Origin of the sequence: Pelomonas sp. Root1217, from assembly GCF_001425705.1 — a bacterium.
In the GTDB taxonomy this organism is placed as follows: Bacteria; Pseudomonadota; Gammaproteobacteria; order Burkholderiales; family Burkholderiaceae_C; genus Pelomonas.
Map to the genome: position 1 here is coordinate 73,020 of NZ_LMDC01000027.1, position 16,426 is coordinate 89,445.

The window sequence follows — 16,426 nt, forward strand, 5'->3', positions numbered from 1 at the left end:
ATGGCCATCGCCTGGAAGCTGCTGGCCGACGTGCGCGAGCGCCACCAGCGCAGCGCACTGCAGGTGGTGGGGCGTGACCAGCGGGCGCTGCAGGCCTGCGAGGCGAGGGCGCAAGAGGCCGAGCAGCAATGGCTGCAGCAGCACCAGGCCAAGGCGCAGCACTGGCAGTCCACTGTGGCGGCAGTGGGCGAGGGCGGCTGCAGCGTGGCGCAGATGCGCCAGGCGGGAGCCTGGAGCCGCGCGCTCGATGGACGCATCGTGACGGCCGGCGCGGCCGCCGTACAGGCTCAGGTTGTGGTGGCGCAGGCTGCAGGGCTGCTCGACGCGAGCCGCGCGCAGCTGCGCCGCGCCAGCGCGGAGCTGGAGAAGGCCAGGCAGATGCAGCAGCGCGCCTTGGCAGAGCAACGTGCGCAGCAGGAGCGGCGGCAGGACGAGGCGACCGAGGAAGCCTCGGTGCAGCTGTGGTCGGCGGCGCGGCGGGCGTGATGGACCCCACCGCCTTCACCCATCCCGAGCAGCTGCTCGCATCGATCGCGCTGACGATGCCGCGGCTGTTCGCCGTGTTTGCCGTTACACCCTTTTTGTCGCCCAACGTCATCACCGGCATGTCGCGCAATTCGCTGATGTTGATGCTGGCGCTGTTCATGTCGCCGCTGGCGGGCGACATGCCGGCGCTGTCGGTGACGATGTGGGTCGCCATCGCCGCCAAGGAGGCCCTGATCGGCGTGATGCTGGGCCTGGGCTTCGGCATATTCTTCTGGGCCATCCAGAGCGTGGGCGACCTGATCGACTTCCAGACCGGCACCAGCAACGCCGCCTTCTTCGACCCCGTCGCGGGGCATGACAACGGCCCCACCGGCGAATTCCTCGGCTGGGTCGTCATCAACCTCTTTGTGTCGGCCGGCGGCATGCTTGCATTGGTGGGCGCGGTGGTGGACTCCTACCGGCTGTGGCCGGTGGCCGACTTCTTCCCGGATCTGAGCCACGTCATCGAGGCCTTCGCCATCCGCCAGGGCGACACCCTGTTCACCTGGATCGTCAAGCTGGCCGCGCCGGTCATCCTGGTGCTGATGCTGGTGGAACTGGGCGCCGGGCTGCTGCAGCGCGTGGCACCGCAGCTGAACGTGTTCCAGAGCACGCAGTCGCTCAAAGGGCTGCTGGCCGCGCTGATGATGATGCTGTTCATGTACGTGCTGTGGGACTCACTGCAGCAGTTCCTGAAGCCCGACAACGGCGTGCTGGAGTTCCTGCGCTCCTCGATGAGGCCCCGCAGTGGCTGAAAAGGACCAGGCCCCGACGGCCAAGAAGCTGCGCGATGCACGCAAGCGCGGCGAAGTGGTGTTCAGCCATGACGTGGCGTCCAGCGTCGTCTTCCTGCTCGTCGTGCTGGCGTTGTGGCTGGCCGGCGCCAGCATCTTTGGCCTGTGGCGTGGGCTGTGGCTGCACGCCACCAGCGAGCGCCTGTTCATCGCACCGGACGACGGTGTGCCGGCGCTGCTGCTGCACGCCCGGCGCGTGCTGATGGCCACGATGCTGGGCCTGGGCGCGATGGCGGCGGCAGGCGGCTTCGTCGGTTCGTTTGCGCAGGTGGGTGGGCTGCTGGCCTGGGAGCGCATCAAGCCCGACGTGAACCGGCTCAACCCGGCGCAGGGTTTCCAGAAGATCTTCTCGACGCGCAACCTCATCAACCTGCTGAAGATGATGGTCAAGACGGCGCTGCTCGCATCGGTGATGTGGCTGGTGATCCGCGGTTGCCTCGATACCGCGCTGAAGCTCGGCTATGCGACGCCGTCGGCGGCGATGAGCGCCGGCGCCAGCCTCGTGCTGCAGAGCTTCGCCTGGGCGGGGCTCGTTTACGCGCTGATGGCGGGCGTGGACTATGCGCACACACGCTACGAGTTCATCAAGGGCCTGCGCATGTCCATCGACGAGGTGAGGCGCGAGCACAAGGACGCCGAGGGCGACCCGCTGAACCGCTCGCGCCGCCGCAGCGCCCACTTCGAGGCCGTGTACGCGAGTCTGGCGGACCGCGTGCGCATGGCCTCGGCCGTCATCCATTCGCAGCGTGTGGCGGTGGCCTTGCAGTACCTCGGCGAGCACGACCTTCCGCGCGTGCTGGTGCGCGGCGAGGCCGAGCTGGCCGCGCAGATCCGCCGCGTGGCCAGCGAAGCGCTGATCCCGATGGCCTTCGACCCATCGCTCGCCGAGCTGCTGTACGACGAGGTGCCGCAGGACCAGCCGATTCCGCGCTCGCTGTATGCGCCGGTGGCCCGGCTGCTGCAGTGGGCCCAGGGGGATAACTGAGTTTCTACGCGGACTCGTAGTTGCGAGGGCGACACCCCTGCAACTACTGTTGATCGCCAGGCAGGGATGTTCATCAGGCCCATCAGCCACAGACAAGGAGAGAGTGAATGCTTGACGCCGTAGGGTCCAGTTCTTTCGTCGGCCGGGACGACGCCGCACAGGCCGAAGAAGCGCGTCGCCGTGCCGAGGAGGCCGCACGTCGCGCCGCCGAAGAAGCGCGTCGGCGCGCCGAGGAAGCCCGTCGCCGCGCCGAAGAAGCCAAGCGTCAGGCCGAAGCCGCGCGCAAGGCTGCCGAGGAAGCCGAGGCCAAGGCACAACAGACCCAGGCCCAGGCGGACAAGGACAAGGCTGCCGAGGCCAAGGCGGATCTCAAGGCCAAGCGGGCCGATGCGCTCAAGGCCGAAGCCCAGGCCGTGTTCAAGGAGAAGGAACACGGTCTCGCCAAGGCCAGGCTGAAGGACGCGCAGGACAACCGCGCGCCGGCCGCGCCTTCGGCCGCCACCCAGGAAGCGCAGAAGCAGGTCGACAAGGCCAGGGCGACCTACGCCTTCTACGATCCATTGGCAGCCGCGCCCCTCTTCAACAGCGGTTCGCCCTTCGTCAACGGCCTGGGGCCGCTGCGCGCCACGCCTCCGCTCGGTGGCAACAACCCGCTGTCGCCCGGGCTGGGGCCCTTGCAGCCAAAGCCAACCCTGGGCGGCAATCCGCCACCGTTCCTGCAGCCCATGCAGGGCGTGCCGGTCGCCAAGCATGACGTCGACGGCTATGCCCAGCAGATCCAGGACGTCTACGCCCAGTCGGGCGCCGCCACCGCTGCCCAACAGCTCGCGCAGGCGATGGGAGACACGAGCCTGAGCCCCGAGCAGCGCAAGCAGCTGATGGCCAAGGCCCAGCCGGTGGTCAGCAAGCTTGCCGAGACGGCGGGCCAGGAGGCGCGCCACACCGACCTGCCGGCCGACGGCCAGGCCGGCAAGACCACGGGCATCGACGACAAGGCGGAATACCACGCGTTGGTCGACGACCTGGCCACGGCGGCCGATGCCGCCGGCGACCCGGCGCAGGCGCGGCAACTCGCGCGCACGTTGCTGGATCACCTCGCCGCACCAGCCAAGCCAGGCGGTGGTGCCGACGGGCTCGACCTGTTCGGCGATGCCCTGCGCGCGCACAACGTCGGCAAGGGAGCGCTGCACGACGCGGTGCTGTTTGCCTTGCAATCGCCGCAGAGCGCGCCGACGGGCTCGGTGCTGGCGGCATCGCCCGACACGCTCGCGTCCACGGTGCGGCTGATCGCTGGCGTGCCGGAGCCGGCGGGTGTGGCAGGTGCGTCGCCCACCGATCTGGCGGCGATGAAGACCTACACGGACGACGAGATCGACCTGTCCCACGAGCTGCTGCTGGACGCGCGCAAGAAGGAAGCGGAGCTCGCCAAGTACAAACCCGGCAGCGAGGACTACGAGAAGGCGGCCCAGGCCTACCGCAGCGCCGCCAACCTGACGATCCGGGAACGCGCCAAGAGCGAGCAGGCCATCGCGGCGGAGCTGCGCCAGACCTACAAGGCCGACCCGAAGAACGCGGTGGCCACCGAGGATGCGGCGCACGAGATCGCCAAGCGCTTCCGCGACGACCCCGAGGCGCAGATGGTGGTCGACGCCGCATTGAAGACGGTCAAGACCGAGAACGCCCAGCAGCGCGACACCGGCAACAAGCTCTATGAGTTCCACCGCGCGACCGACCAGGTCACGACGCTGCAGGCGCAGCTCAACGCGACCGGCCACACCGATGAGGGCGCCTACAAGACGGCCCTGGCTGACTACGAGACCAAGCGCAATGCCGTGATGGAGGCCTTGGGACACGAGATCTCGTTGGCCACGGCCGGGGAGCCGGACGGCGCCGCGCGCGACAAGGCGATCGACGACGCCGCGATGAGCCTGGTCGACCGCTACCTGGGTGACGAAGACCTGACCCGCATGACCGCAGCGGCGCGCATCATCAGCCACACCGAGAGCGCCAGCGGCACGACCAACCAGATGCTCGCCCTCGGCAAGGCGATGCCGGCCGACACCAGCCTGCAGATCCGCGAGCTGGTGATGTCGGACCCGGGCGTGAAGAAGCTCGTCGACAGCTATGTGAACGAATCGGCCCAGGCCGTCACCGACGCCTACGACAAGGGCGTCAAGGACTACAAGGACGAGTACGGGGACACCTACCGGCGGGACAAGAACTATGCGGCGCCCGCCACGGCGGCCACGCGCAAGTTGATGGAGCTGACCGACCCGGCCAAGCACCCCGAACTCACCCCCGAGATCACGGCGCGCATCGTCAACAAGCTGTTCGGTCCGGACGGCAACGGCACCCTGGACAAGGTGATCGACGACGTCTCGCTGCATGGCGACCACTCCGCGGAGCTGGTGACGATCGACGGCACGCCTGAGGGTTTCAAGTCCTTCCGCGGCATGGACAACGACATGCTGATGGGTTACGGCCTGAAGGACTTCGACGAGATCATCGGCGGCGTCAGCACGGTCATCGACCGCGCCGCGGCCGGCTCGCATCCGACTGGCAACAGCGCGGACGGCAAGCCGGTGATGGCCTGGGAATCGAGCGAGGTTCAGAAGGCCGTCGAGTCGGCGGGGCAGTCCTTCACGATGAACATCGTCGAGAACTGGGGGCCGCAGCAGGGGCGTCTCAATGGCGGCTTCCAGCGCGCCATCGCCAACGGTTCAGGGGCGACGCTGGCTCTGGAGACGGCCAGGCAGGAAAAGGACTTCCAGTTCAAGATGGATTGGGGCCCGGCCGGCGGGCATGAGGTCGACCTCGCGAAGGAAACCCTGCAAAGCACCGCCAAGGGGCTGGACGACCTGAAGAAAAACTCGCGCCAGCTGTTCGAAAACAAGCACAAGGACATGGCCGCGCTTGAAGTGCCGCAGCTGCGCTTCGGCAAACTGATGACCGAGGAGCAGCAGCAGAAAGCGCTGCAGGCCGTGATCAAGCAGCACCCCGACTTCGCCAAGGCCTTCGAGGACGGCAAGCGCACCCTGGACGCGCGCGGCTACCAGCTGCTGCGCGACACCGAGATGGTCACTTTCTATGGCCAGGACGACAGGCTGGGCAAGCAGGACGGCTACAGCCAGGTGGACGACAAGCGCAAGGCGCTGCTGGACGACGACTACACCAAGACCATGCTGATGGGCAGCGATGCCGCCTCGACCCGCATCAAGGAGCAGGCGGTGCATTCGTCGCTGAACTGGATGCGCGACGCCGGCATCACACCGCCTGCGGCTGCAGGAGTGGTGCCGGTGAACCTGTACCTGCAGTGGACCGGCGACTTCGCCGAGAACGCCATCGAGAACAACAAGCTCAAGGGTGTCTACGGCGCTGGCTATGGGCGGCTGGGCAACCATGGCCCGGCGGCGGCGGCGAGCTGGGGCGCAGTGGGCGTCACGCAGCTGTGGTTCACCGACTACCTCTATCACAACCTCAAGTTCGACTCGAGCGAGTCCTGGCGCAAGCCGGTGCTGCTGGGGCTGGTGGGGGGCTTCGCGGGCATCAAGGTGCTCGAGGCCGGCGCCGCGCTGGCGCACAAGGGCGCCCAAGCGTTGCCGCCGAGCATGCAGAGGGTTCTCAACGACACCAGGGGTCTGCCGAGCCTCAGCACGATCGAGCGCGGCAGCGAGTTCACCCGCACCGCCGAATGGAAGTCCATCGGCTTCTTCGGCCTGCTGCATGCCGACGCTGCGGTGTGGGACGCGAGCCGGGTGAACAGCGAGATCAACAACTTCGTCGACGGCAAGCCGGTGGACCAGCGCAACTTCTGGACCGCCACCGTCAACCTGTCCAACGACGTCGCGATCTCGACCCTCGAGTTCAAGGGGGCCTGGAACCTGCTGAAGGACCCGCTGGTCACCACCGAGGAGGCCAAGCGGATCGCCGCACAGGGTGGCGCCGCTGTGACGCGCGATGGGCCGATCAAGGCGGCGCAGCTGGCCATCGAGGGCGCCGTCAACAAATACGCGCTCGGCCGCTTCGGCTTGAAGGCGGTGATGACGCCGGCGAATATCTACGAGGCCGTCGGCAAGTTCATGGCCAAGAAGCTCCCCTTCATGGAGGCCGGTCCTGCCGGCTGGCTGGCCACCATGGCCTGGACGGCGACCGACCTGGTCAACTGGTATGGCAACGAGCAGAAGATCCACAAGGAGCTGGAGTCGGTGGATCGCGACTTCCTCACCGCAGCCGACATGTTGCCGGGCGCTGCAGACAATCTTGCCGACCGGGACCTGCTGAAGGCCAACTTCAACCGTTGGCTCAGCGGCGAGTCGCTGGCCGAGGGGCTGCTGGATGCCTACAGCGATGCCAAGGGCGACCCCGACAAGTTCGTGGACTGGGTCAACGAGCTGCAGCGCACGGGTCGGCTGGAGCAGGTACGCCAGGCGTCCGAATACGACACCGACAAGCAGGCGCCGGAGCACTACGAGGCCTTCCTGGCCCTGCCCGAGGACCCGACCAAGGTGGACCTGTCCTATTCGAGCGTGGCCTACAACGGCAGCAAGAAGCGCTTCGAGGACCCGATGACGCAGACCTACTACCGCGGTGGCAGCTGGGTCTACGACAAGGACATTGCGGCCGCACCCGGCGCCGCCAAGGTCAACGACCCCAACAAGGCGCACTACTTCATCGACTACAACCCGAAGTCGCGCGAGATCCATTGCATGGCCGACGTCAACATCCGGCTGTCTGCCCGTGGGGGTGAGGGCTTGAAGAACTGGCTGCAGGCGCATGGCATGGCGCCGCCGCCCCTGCCCAAGCCCGATGACACGCCGCCCGCACCGGTGGACACGTCGAAGACCGCGCGCAGCAACACCTACACCGTGAAGGCGGACGAGAGCGTCTGGAGCATCGCCGGCAATGATCCCAAGGTCGTGGAGTGGATCTATGGCCACAACCTGTGGCTCAACGACCGCATGGAAAGCGACAAGCGCCCCATCAACGCGCGCGGCGGCCAGAACCCCAACTACATCGAAGTGGGCGATGTGCTGGTGCTTCCCGATGGGTATCACGCACCGAAGGCGTGATGTGCGCCCGTGCCGCTTCGGCACGGCGTTGCGCCACCGCGTTCAGCCGTCGGCGCAACGGCCCCGTGCGGGCCGCCGTCAGGGCTCAGGCGGCGTGAGGCGCCGGCCCCAGGGCGGCCTGCATCAGCTGCAGGCGGTTGCGCACGCCGAAGCGCTTGCGCAACTGGCGCATGTGGTAGTCGACGTTGTGCAGCGACAGGTCGAGCTGCGCAGCGATGAGCTTGTCGGGCAGGCCGCGCGCCAGCCGCGCCAGGATCTCGTTCTGCAGCGGCGTCAGCGCGCCGGCGGCGCTGCGCAGGCCGTCCGCTTGCGGTGCCAGCGTATAGCGGCTGTAGAACTCGTGCAGGCACAGGGCCAGGGTCAGGACCTGGCCCAGCACCGCATCGGTCATCCAGTCGCGGCCCGGTTGCTTCGAGATCAGGCTGACGATGTGCCGATCACGGCCCGGCAAGCTCGGCAGGCCCATCATCACGCCGCTGCCGGCACCGGTGGCTCGCAGGTCGCTGAAGAAGCGCTGGCGCAGGCCCTGCAGGTAGGAAGGCGCCTGGGCCTCGGCTTGCAGCTCGTCCAGCGTCCACATGACCGGCAGGCCGGATTCGGGCACGCGCTGCAGCCGCGGATCGACCAGGTGGTAGGACTCGGTGAAATAGCGTTCCGTCCAGGCGGCGTCGGCATAGGTCGTGCAGAATGATCGTGGCACGGGGCGGTCTCCCGCCTGGCTGAAACAGCCATAGCCCAGCCATTCAAAGCCGAGCGACTGCAGCAGCGTCTTGACCGTGCGCTGGCGCAGTTCGGGCGTCTCGGCCGCCATCAGCGCGACGAGCAGCGCCGGCTGCAGCCGCAGCTGGGTCAGGTCTCGTTGCAACCCTGGCGGCTCATCGTGCAGCAATACCGGCGTGCTGCCGTTCGTTCCCAGCGGAAGAGGAGGGTCGCCACGGCCGAACGCCGCTCCCAAAGACATCAACATTCCCATGCAAACACCTCGGCTGCGCATCAGTTCCAGATACCGCATAAGGCGAGAAACGCGGAGCGACCGGCTCATGGCGTTTCAGCTGGATACGCTTTAGTCTGAAGTGGGCGGACCGCAGCGTTGCAGTGACTGCGACACGATGGCCGGCGTGGTGTCGGTCCGGCCAATGCCGTTATGGCTCTGCACGTCGCGCAGGATGACCAGGCTGCGTCGCCACGCGGCGCAGGCTCGCGCGTTCTGGTGGCCGGCGGCAAGCGCCTGGCCCAGCAGGTAATGGGCCACGCCCTGCTTGTAGCGGGTATTCAGGTCGCGCAACGAGCCCTCAGGCAGGCTGTTATAGCCTTCTACCGCCTGCTGCGCCGCTGCTACGGCGGCGGCCGCATCGCCGTTGGCCAGCAGCGCCCGGCTCATCGAACCTGTGACGATGGCCACCTCGGCGCGCAGTTGTGCGTTGCTGGGGTCCCGGCCGCTCAGATCGGATAGGATCTGGACAGCCTGGCGGTAGGCGTCTGCCGCGTCGTGTGGCTGCTTCGCACGCATGAGTGCCGCGGCCAGGTTGGCGTGGTGGGCCGCGAAATTGCGCTGCAGGCGAGCGTCGTCGCCATGTTTTTGCACGACCGGCCCTTGCAGCTCGAGGGCGCGCCGGAATGCCGCGATGGCCTGCTGCACCGTCGCAACTTCCTCATCACGCTCGAAGAAATAGGTGCCTTCTTCCAGGTAGGTGGTGGCCAGCCCGGACGTGGCCGTTTCATCGCCAGGATGGCCGGCCAGGATGGCAAGGTACAGGCGCCGTGCGGTTGCGAGGCTCTTGAAGAAGGGCTCCGCCTTGTCAACGAAACGCTGGACCTGCGCGAGTTGGGAATGCATGGCGGCGTGGGTGGTCTGCAGATCGGGATCCAGTTGCCCACGTGCGGCCAACCTGTCCATCAGCTCCACCCCCTGAGCCACCAGCGACTCCGCCGCGGCGTCGTCATCCTGGGAGGCCAGCAGCGTCCCCTTGCGCTGATACAACTGGGCGAGCGCGGCCGCGGCGTGAGCCTGGCTCGGCTCGGCGACCCGCGGGTTGCCGACGAGGTCCTTCACCAGCGCGATGCCCCGGTCGTAGCTCTCCCGCGCGCTCTTCGGGTCGCCGAGGTTGGCCGAATACGGGCGGCCCTGGATGTCGCCGATGCTGCGGTAGCCGCCGGCCAGCTCGATCTGCAGCTCGGCGTCCCCCGCGGCTTCGGCGCTCAAATGGCGCAGCGAGTCGAGCGCGTTCTGCACGACCATGCGCCGCGCCGCCGTGCCCCCTGGCAGCGGCGCGATGGCCTTCTGAAGGTCGCGCAGCATGAGGGTGGCCAGCTTGCGGACGTCGGCGAAGTGCTGCTCCGCACGGGCCTTCTGCCGGCGCGCTTCGTAGGCCTCATAGGCCGCCACGGTGGAGGCGGCCACGAGAATCAGCAGAGACGCACAGAGCGCCCCACGGTGGCGCCGCAGGAAGCGGCCGATGCGGTAGCGCCAGGCATGGGGCCGGGCCTGCACTGCGAGGCCTTGCAGGTGCCGGGAGAGATCGTCGGCCAGTTCCGCCGCGCTGGCGTAGCGCTGTGCCGGCGACTTGTGCAGGGCTTTCATCACCACCGCATCCAGGCCGCCGCGCAACTGCCGCTTGAGTGCGCCGGCACCGGCCAGGCTGGCGCTGACGGCCCGGCTGGGCCAGGGCGGGTCGACTTCGAGGATGGCCTGGCCTGGCGAGCCGTCGCTGGCGTCGCGACCATAGGGGCTGGTCCGGGCGAGCAGCCGGTACAGCACCACGCCCAGCGAGTAGATGTCGCTGGCCGGCGTGACCGGCTCGCCGCGGATCTGCTCGGGGCTGGCGTATTCGGGCGTCAGGATGCGGTAGATGCCATCCGTGTGCTGGTTGTCGGCCTGCGCCGGATGCAGCTGCTCGGCGATGCCGAAGTCCAGCAATTTGACCGTGCCGTCGCCGCGCACATGGATGTTGCTCGGCTTCAGATCGCGGTGCACCACGCCGCGTCCATGCAGATACCCCATCACCTGGCAGACGGTGACAAAAAGCCGCAGCCGATCTTCCACGCCAAGCCCGCGGTCGTCGCAGTAGGTGTCGATGGCGTCGCCTTGAACGAGTTCCATGACAAACCACGGCGCGCCGTCGCCCGTGACGCCGGCGTCGATCAGCTTGGCGAGGTTGGGATGGTCGAGCGAGGCCAGGATGCGCCGCTCGGCCCAGAACGGTTCCAGGGCAACGGCTTGGTCGGCATCCGCCCTCATCACCTTGACCGCCACCTGCTGCTCGTACTGGCCGTCAGCGCGTTCACCGAGGTAGACCTCGCCCATGCCCCCGCGGGCAATCAGCGACACGAGCCGGTAGGCACCCAGTGTCCGCCCAACCCATGCTCCGGTCGCGCGCTGCTCCAGCGCCTCGAGCATGAATTCGGCGGGTGGTGCGTCCAGGGGGCTCGCCACAACGCTGGCCGCTTCAAGCAGGTCCTCGACCTCGCGCAGCAACGTCGAGTCGCTGGCGCTGGCGTGCCGCACGAAAGCCTTGCGCTCGTTCGCCGGACGCTCCATGGCGTCGGCCACGACTGCCTTGGCCCGTTGCCACAGCTCGGCTTCCATTGATGCGCTCAATGGCGTGGCCTCCCGAGACGGCGATGCAGGCTCATGCCGGCGCTACAGCGGAAAGAACCGGCCGGCGCGAGGCGCCCGCAGCAGGCCGCGCCATTTCACGCAGCAGCCAGGCGCGCGCCGTCACCCATTCCCGCTTGACCGTGGCCGGAGAAATCCCCAGCGCCTCGGCGGTCTCGTCGATGCTGAGCCCGCCGAAGTAGCGCAGTTCAACGACCTGGTTCTGCTGCGGGTCGAGGCGCTCCAGCCGCTGCAGGCACTGGTCGAGCGTCAGGATGTTCAGTGCCAGCTCGCCCGCCTGGATCGATTGGTCCCAATCCGTGGGCAACTCGTGAAGTTCCTCGAGGCTCACGGCGATCTGGCCGCCGCCTCGCTTGCCTGTCTGGCGTGCACGGGCATGGTCGACCAGGATGTGGCGCATCAGCTTGGAGACCAGCGCAAACAGCTGCGAGCGCGACTTCCACTGCACTTCCCGTTCCTTGGCCAAGCGCAGAAAGGCCTCGTGGACCAGGCCGGTGCCTTGCAGGGTGTGGCCCGAGCGCTCGCCCCGCAGATGGCGGCGCGCGAGATGACGCAGATCGTCATACACAAGCGGAATCAGGCGCTCGAATGCCTGGCCGTCGCCGTCGGACCACTGTCGAAGCAACTGCGTTACCGGGCCGTGGGCCATCTCGTCAACGGGTCCGCTCGTCATGATGCAACTTGCTCCTTGCTCAAACTGATCGGGGTGCGCAGCCTACGTCTGTAAACGGCGATCGATGCACCGTTTTTTGGCAGCAGCCTCATTTCAGGGACATTGAAATCGCTTACACGCCGGTGGTGTGCAACTGCGCAGTGACCTGGCTCTCTCGACCCAGACATTCTTCGCCGCTCTGCGCTGGACTGAAGACCCAGCGGCGGCATGCCTGCAATCAGTGATGAAGCGCCATTGCTAACTCGGCCATCGCTTCTGAAGCTGGCGTCCGGGCGGAAGGGCCCTGAGTGTCATGCGCGCCGCTTCGGCCTGAGCGTGCTGGCGGAAGAGGTCGTCGCTGGGGCAATCACCGTTGAGGGATGTGGCTCGGTCGCAGTGCATGGGTTGTCTCCCCGGGTCGTTATGGGCGTTTTCGAGAGCCGGCGCGGCCGTCCGCCGGACTGTCGTGGTCCATACTGTGCAGAGGAATGTTATCGATGTCATTTGGGTTTACATCTGATGACATTGCCGATGCGGCCTACATCGCGGCGTGCCCGCTGCCAATTGCAAAGCAATGCGGATGCTGAAGGTCAGCGCTATGAACCTTGGACAACTCGGCGCCAACTTTTCTACCGGGAGTCGCTATGACCGAGGACGCCGGGACCAGGTGCAGGCTGTTGTGGTCAGCGCTGCACCTGTTCACGATCTGGAACGGCAGCGTTGTCGCTCTTACGACCGAGCATTGGCTCCGTCATCAAGGCGCCGCGCAGCGGCTGGGCCGGCGACAGCGTAATCAGGGTTTGGGGTTTAGGCCGCACCTACGTTGAGAGTGGCCGGCGAGGACCTCGTCATCTGGGCCACCCTATCGCTACCACTTCTCGGTCAGGGCCAACAGCGGCTCGACCTTGACGCCATCGCGGGCTCCATCCCGTCCTGCAACGTGGGGTGCACCTGCAGGCCCGTTGGCGGCCGAAAGGGTCAGTTCCGGTCAGAGCCCGACGCAACTTCAGAGCGGAACGCGGCTCATGAACCCAAGGACGCCCGGGATCATCTGTGCGACATGGTCCCTGGTGTATAGCTCGTACTTGCCATGTGCTGCGTTGTTCCGAACTTCAAGCCAGGCGGTGACGAGCTTCTGGTCGAGCTTGTTGTAGCCGCCCTTCTTGACCAGCTCAGCATTCAGCCGGTCGGCCTTCAAAGGCACAAGCTTTCCGTCTCGTTCTTCCTCCACGTCCACGCCATGCTTCCCGCATAGCTGACGCAGGTGCTCTTCGAGGACCGACCCGGCCATCACAGCCGCTGGGTCCTTGTAGCCTGTTTCCAGCAGGTGCTCGGCCATCGACATGAAGTCGGCGAACAGTTCAGCCGCTACAAGACCTTTCACAGTGAACAGCCAGCCGCCGGCTATCTCCTGTCGTATCGCTCCCAGGATCGCAATGCCGGCCTGTGCATGTTCCAGCAAGTCACGGCCGGTCTTCGCCTTGAACTGAACGTAGTGAGACTGCTCGCTCGAAAACACCCTCTCGATGAACGAAAGGCCCGCGGAACGGAAGCCAGCCATCTTGTCCGATGCCACCACGTTCTCGCTGAAGTGGCCCCCGCTCGCCCGACACGTCGCCGCAGTGGCATGACCCATCGCCAGGATTTCATCGACCCGTGTCACGAGACTGGAGAGGTTCATGGATGCGCTCAGTTGTAGGGGCACCCAATCATCCCGGATGTTCACCGCAAATTTTCGAGGGGGTATCGGACAAGTACTGGGCCCGAGGATGGGGAGCCAGTAGGCTGCATCCCGGCCCGCGTTGCGCGCCGTCGGGAGGGTGTAGGTCTGGAAGGGCTCGCGGGCGAAGAGCGGGCGGAGCTGTGCCGCTGTCACGGCCTTGCGCTCGATGACGGGCTCAGTGGCCCCCTCCACACGGATGTTCGTCCAGGGGTCAGAGGTGATGCGCTGTCCCTCGGCCATCTCATAGCGCAGCAGCGTGGTCACCCAGCTCGATACGGTCGCGGGTGGTCCTGGCGGACATGCCTTGGGTGAGGAAGTGATCCCGCAACATCAACCCGTGCTTGCGGGTCAACTGCGCGAGCGGCGGGTCGCCGCAGACCTGCTCGAAGGCCTCTACGACCCGGCGCGCGGTGTCGATGGCCTTGGTCGACGGCTTCTTGCTCTTGGTGGACCAGAGGGTGAACACGTCGCGCAGCCGCAGCGCCTCGGCCGGCTTGTCCTGCGGCGGCAAGTCCTCACAGGGTTGGGGCACCACCGCGGGCACCGTGGAGGGCTCCGGCGTAGCGATCCAAGCCCCTTCGTCACGCTGCGCCGCTTCGACGTTCGCTCGGTGGTAAGCGGTGACGCCAGCGGAAGGCCGTGCTGGGAGCCACCGACAGGGTGTCCGCGGCCTGATGCACGCTCAAGCCCTGGCGCAGCACTTGGGCTTGGCGCTCCCATTTCCCCTTGTGCCGCAGCCGAGCCAGCGGCGTCTCGGTCAGCGAGTTGAAGGTCCTGGTGCAGCTGCGGCATTTGTAGCGCTGCAACCCGCTGGCGTGTCCATTGCGAACCACGCGCTCACCTTGGCAGTGCGGACAGGCCAGCGGACGAGATTGCACCGTCTGTACGACCTGCACGACCTCGTCGGCGCCGCTCAAGGCCTGCATCAACTCCTGCCGCTGCCCCGGCGTCAGCTTCGATACCTCGGCCAGCATCCTCTTGAGTTCTCGGCTGCGCATCTGTGACTCCCGTCGCCCCAGACTCCGGGGCCGTGCGAGCCAATATCCCTTCCCACAGGCTCAACACGTGAGCCATCACGAATCAATGCGCAAAGAGCCAAAAACAAGGGGTTGCGACCTTGCGGTGTAACCCCCCCCGGGTGTCTGTGGTGGAGAGGAGGAGGATCGAACTCCCGACCTCCGCATTGCGAACGCGGCGCTCTCCCAGCTGAGCTACCCCCCCACGCGACCGAAAAAGTATAGCCCCGCCTCAAGGCTGCGGTCGGCTGCTATCGTCTTCGCCCATGACGCCCCGCAAGTCGATGGCCTGGTTTGAGGCTCAGTACAACAACCGCCAGCGCGTGACCGACAGTGCCGACATCCTCGAGCGCTGGGCCTTGGCGTCTGCACTGGTGCGCGAGCGGTCCAACTGCCATCTGGACCTGCGCTACGGGCCTGATCCCAAGCAGACGCTGGATGTCTTCACGCCCGATCCGGCATTCGCCGGCGGTTTCGCGCCGGTTCTGGTCGTCGTCCATGGCGGCTACTGGCGATCCCTGGACAAGTCGGACTATTCCTTCCTGGCCGCAGGCTTCACGGACGAAGGCGCCCTCGTCGTCGTGCCGAACTACGACCTGTGCCCCGGCGTCGGCATCGAGCGCATCGCGATGCAGCTCACTTCAGCCGTGGCCTGGGCCTGGCGGCACGCGGCAGAGCATGGTGGCGACCCCAGCCGCATCGTCCTCGTCGGCCATTCGGCCGGGGGTCATCTGGCGGCGATGCTGAGCTGTTGCGACTGGAAGCGTGTCGGCAAGGACCTGCCGCGGCGCCTCGTGCAGGGCGCGATGTCGGTGTCGGGTCTGCACGATCTCGCGCCGCTGCGCCGCGTACCCTTTCTGCAGGCCGACCTGCGCCTGGATGCCGCCGCCACGCGCCGCCTCAGCCCCATCCACTTTCCGCCGCCACGCTCGCCGCAGACGCTGTTCGCCGTCGTCGGTGCCCAGGAGAGCGAGGAATACCGGCGCCAGAACCAGCTGATCCGCCAGGCCTGGGGCGCTCGTGCGGTACCGGTTTGCGAAGAGCTGCCAGGCTGCAACCATTTCACTGTGCTGCACGACCTGGCCGACCCGCAGGGGCGCTCCCACCAGCTCGCGCGCCAGCTGCTTGGCTTGCGCTGGTACAGCGGTCTGCTATGAGTGCATTGAAGCAAGGCGGTGCGAACGTGAGCTGGGCTGCGACTTGACGCTCAGGTCGCCACGTAGCGGCCGGGCCGGTGGTTGATGGCCAGGGCCGCGTTGATGGCCGCCATGCCCAGCAGCGACAGGCCGATGCGATCCAGCGGCACCAGGGGCAGGGCGGCGAGCAGGATGGCCGTGTCCAGGCCTGCCTGCAGATAGCCGGCACGCCAGCCGCGCGTTTCCTGCAGCCACAGCACCAGCACGTTGAGCCCACCGAGGGACGCCCGGTGGCGGAACAGGATGATCAGCCCCGCGCCCACGAGCAGCCCGCCGCCGACAGCGCCAAACCAGGGGTTGAGCTGGCTGATGCTCAGCCAGCCGGGCAAGGCCTCGGCGAGCGCCGCCAGCAACGCGACGGCCAGCAGGCTCTTCACCGTGAACGCCGGCCCCATGCGACGCCAGGCCAGCGCATAGAACGGCAGGTTGATGGCAAAGAACAGCAGGCCGAACGACCAGCCGAAGGCGTAGTGCAGCAGGAAGGCGATGCCGACCGTGCCACCGCTGAGCAGGCCGGCCTGCTTGAACAGGGCCACGCCCAGCGCGGCGAACAGCGTGCCGGTGAGTAGCGCCTGGGCGTCCTCGAAATGGCTGTGCTTCAGGGTGCGGCTTGCCGTCGATGGCGGCTTCATCCGATGGCTCCGGACAGGAAGTATTTGATGACGCCCTTGGCCGCGAATCCGACGAGACCAAAGCCCAGGCCGAGCAGCAGCACAAAGGTACCGAAGCGCCCCGCCTTGGACTCGCGCGCCAGCTGCAGGATGATGAACACCATGTAGAGCATGAAGGCGCCAACCCCGAAGGTCAGGCCGAACTGCGCGATCTCGGCTTCTGTGTAGCCCCACATGGT

General features: G+C 67.0%; 12 protein-coding genes, 1 tRNA gene and 1 pseudogene. 5 read left to right on the plus strand and 9 right to left on the minus strand.

Annotated elements, in window-relative coordinates; all coding sequences use genetic code 11:
* The 4 genes from ASC95_RS18085 to ASC95_RS18100 all read left to right on the plus strand — a co-directional run bounded on the left by ASC95_RS18085 (nt 1) and on the right by ASC95_RS18100 (nt 7,373).
* Nucleotides 1–486: a hypothetical protein gene (locus tag ASC95_RS18085; RefSeq protein WP_057299125.1), complete on the plus strand. Its 486-nt coding sequence runs from the start codon at nt 1–3 to the stop codon at nt 484–486.
* Complete coding sequence (gene sctT / locus ASC95_RS18090) at nt 486–1,280, plus strand: type III secretion system export apparatus subunit SctT (protein ID WP_057299479.1); 795 nt, start codon at nt 486–488, stop codon at nt 1,278–1,280. Before ASC95_RS18085 ends, sctT begins: the two co-directional genes overlap by 1 nt.
* Complete coding sequence (locus ASC95_RS18095) at nt 1,273–2,304, plus strand: EscU/YscU/HrcU family type III secretion system export apparatus switch protein (RefSeq protein WP_057299126.1); 1,032 nt, start codon at nt 1,273–1,275, stop codon at nt 2,302–2,304. The genes sctT and ASC95_RS18095 overlap by 8 nt, the downstream gene beginning before the upstream one ends.
* A 107-nt stretch (nt 2,305–2,411) precedes the next feature.
* The gene (locus tag ASC95_RS18100; RefSeq protein WP_057299127.1) at nt 2,412–7,373 is read left to right on the plus strand and encodes a hypothetical protein; all 4,962 of its coding nucleotides are present in this window, start codon (nt 2,412–2,414) and stop codon (nt 7,371–7,373) included.
* A gap of 85 nt (nt 7,374–7,458) precedes the next feature.
* On the opposite strand, the gene ASC95_RS18105 is transcribed toward ASC95_RS18100, so the two are convergent.
* The 7 genes and pseudogenes from ASC95_RS18105 to ASC95_RS18135 form a co-directional block, all read right to left on the minus strand.
* Nucleotides 7,459–8,238, minus strand: a complete 780-nt coding sequence (locus ASC95_RS18105; protein ID WP_057299128.1) for a LuxR family transcriptional regulator — start codon at nt 8,236–8,238, stop codon at nt 7,459–7,461.
* 198 nt (nt 8,239–8,436) lie between these two features.
* The gene (locus ASC95_RS18110; protein ID WP_057299129.1) at nt 8,437–10,959 is read right to left on the minus strand and encodes a serine/threonine-protein kinase; all 2,523 of its coding nucleotides are present in this window, start codon (nt 10,957–10,959) and stop codon (nt 8,437–8,439) included.
* A gap of 43 nt (nt 10,960–11,002) precedes the next feature.
* The gene (locus ASC95_RS18115; protein WP_057299130.1) at nt 11,003–11,662 is read right to left on the minus strand and encodes a sigma-70 family RNA polymerase sigma factor; all 660 of its coding nucleotides are present in this window, start codon (nt 11,660–11,662) and stop codon (nt 11,003–11,005) included.
* 985 nt (nt 11,663–12,647) lie between these two features.
* Entirely contained in the window at nt 12,648–13,628 is a 981-nt protein-coding gene (locus ASC95_RS18120) for a hypothetical protein (protein WP_235537966.1), read from the minus strand.
* Nucleotides 13,606–13,875, minus strand: coding sequence for a hypothetical protein (locus ASC95_RS18125; RefSeq protein WP_162250801.1), 270 nt, complete (start codon nt 13,873–13,875; stop codon nt 13,606–13,608). The genes ASC95_RS18120 and ASC95_RS18125 overlap by 23 nt, the downstream gene beginning before the upstream one ends.
* A gap of 106 nt (nt 13,876–13,981) precedes the next feature.
* Nucleotides 13,982–14,362 (minus strand): annotated as a pseudogene (locus tag ASC95_RS18130) (IS1595-like element ISPels1 family transposase); the annotation flags it as partial.
* A 147-nt stretch (nt 14,363–14,509) separates the two neighbouring features.
* A tRNA-Ala gene (locus ASC95_RS18135) sits at nt 14,510–14,585 on the minus strand.
* Nucleotides 14,586–14,646: 61 nt separating this feature from the next.
* Here ASC95_RS18135 and ASC95_RS18140 point away from each other — a divergent pair.
* Nucleotides 14,647–15,537: an alpha/beta hydrolase gene (locus ASC95_RS18140; protein WP_200960164.1), complete on the plus strand. Its 891-nt coding sequence runs from the start codon at nt 14,647–14,649 to the stop codon at nt 15,535–15,537.
* Between the two features lie 50 nt (nt 15,538–15,587).
* Here ASC95_RS18140 and ASC95_RS18145 read toward each other — a convergent pair whose 3' ends face one another.
* Both ASC95_RS18145 and ASC95_RS18150 read right to left on the minus strand, forming a co-directional pair.
* Nucleotides 15,588–16,208, minus strand: a complete 621-nt coding sequence (locus ASC95_RS18145; protein WP_057299133.1) for a YitT family protein — start codon at nt 16,206–16,208, stop codon at nt 15,588–15,590.
* Entirely contained in the window at nt 16,205–16,423 is a 219-nt protein-coding gene (locus tag ASC95_RS18150; protein WP_056193383.1) for a DUF2788 domain-containing protein, read from the minus strand. Before ASC95_RS18150 ends, ASC95_RS18145 begins: the two co-directional genes overlap by 4 nt.
* Nucleotides 16,424–16,426: the final 3 nt, after the last annotated feature.

What these genes read in the sequence shown, in the direction of transcription:
- ASC95_RS18085 (WP_057299125.1), top strand. Translation starts at nt 1, where the DNA reads ATGGCCATCGCCTGGAAGCTGCTGGCCGACGTGCGCGAGCGCCACCAG.
- sctT (WP_057299479.1), top strand. Translation starts at nt 486, where the DNA reads ATGGACCCCACCGCCTTCACCCATCCCGAGCAGCTGCTCGCATCGATC.
- ASC95_RS18100 (WP_057299127.1), top strand. Translation starts at nt 2,412, where the DNA reads ATGCTTGACGCCGTAGGGTCCAGTTCTTTCGTCGGCCGGGACGACGCC.
- ASC95_RS18110 (WP_057299129.1), bottom strand. Translation starts at nt 10,959, where the DNA reads ATGGAAGCCGAGCTGTGGCAACGGGCCAAGGCAGTCGTGGCCGACGCC.
- ASC95_RS18115 (WP_057299130.1), bottom strand. Translation starts at nt 11,662, where the DNA reads ATGACGAGCGGACCCGTTGACGAGATGGCCCACGGCCCGGTAACGCAG.
- ASC95_RS18140 (WP_200960164.1), top strand. Translation starts at nt 14,647, where the DNA reads ATGACGCCCCGCAAGTCGATGGCCTGGTTTGAGGCTCAGTACAACAAC.
- ASC95_RS18145 (WP_057299133.1), bottom strand. Translation starts at nt 16,208, where the DNA reads ATGAAGCCGCCATCGACGGCAAGCCGCACCCTGAAGCACAGCCATTTC.
- ASC95_RS18150 (WP_056193383.1), bottom strand. Translation starts at nt 16,423, where the DNA reads ATGTGGGGCTACACAGAAGCCGAGATCGCGCAGTTCGGCCTGACCTTC.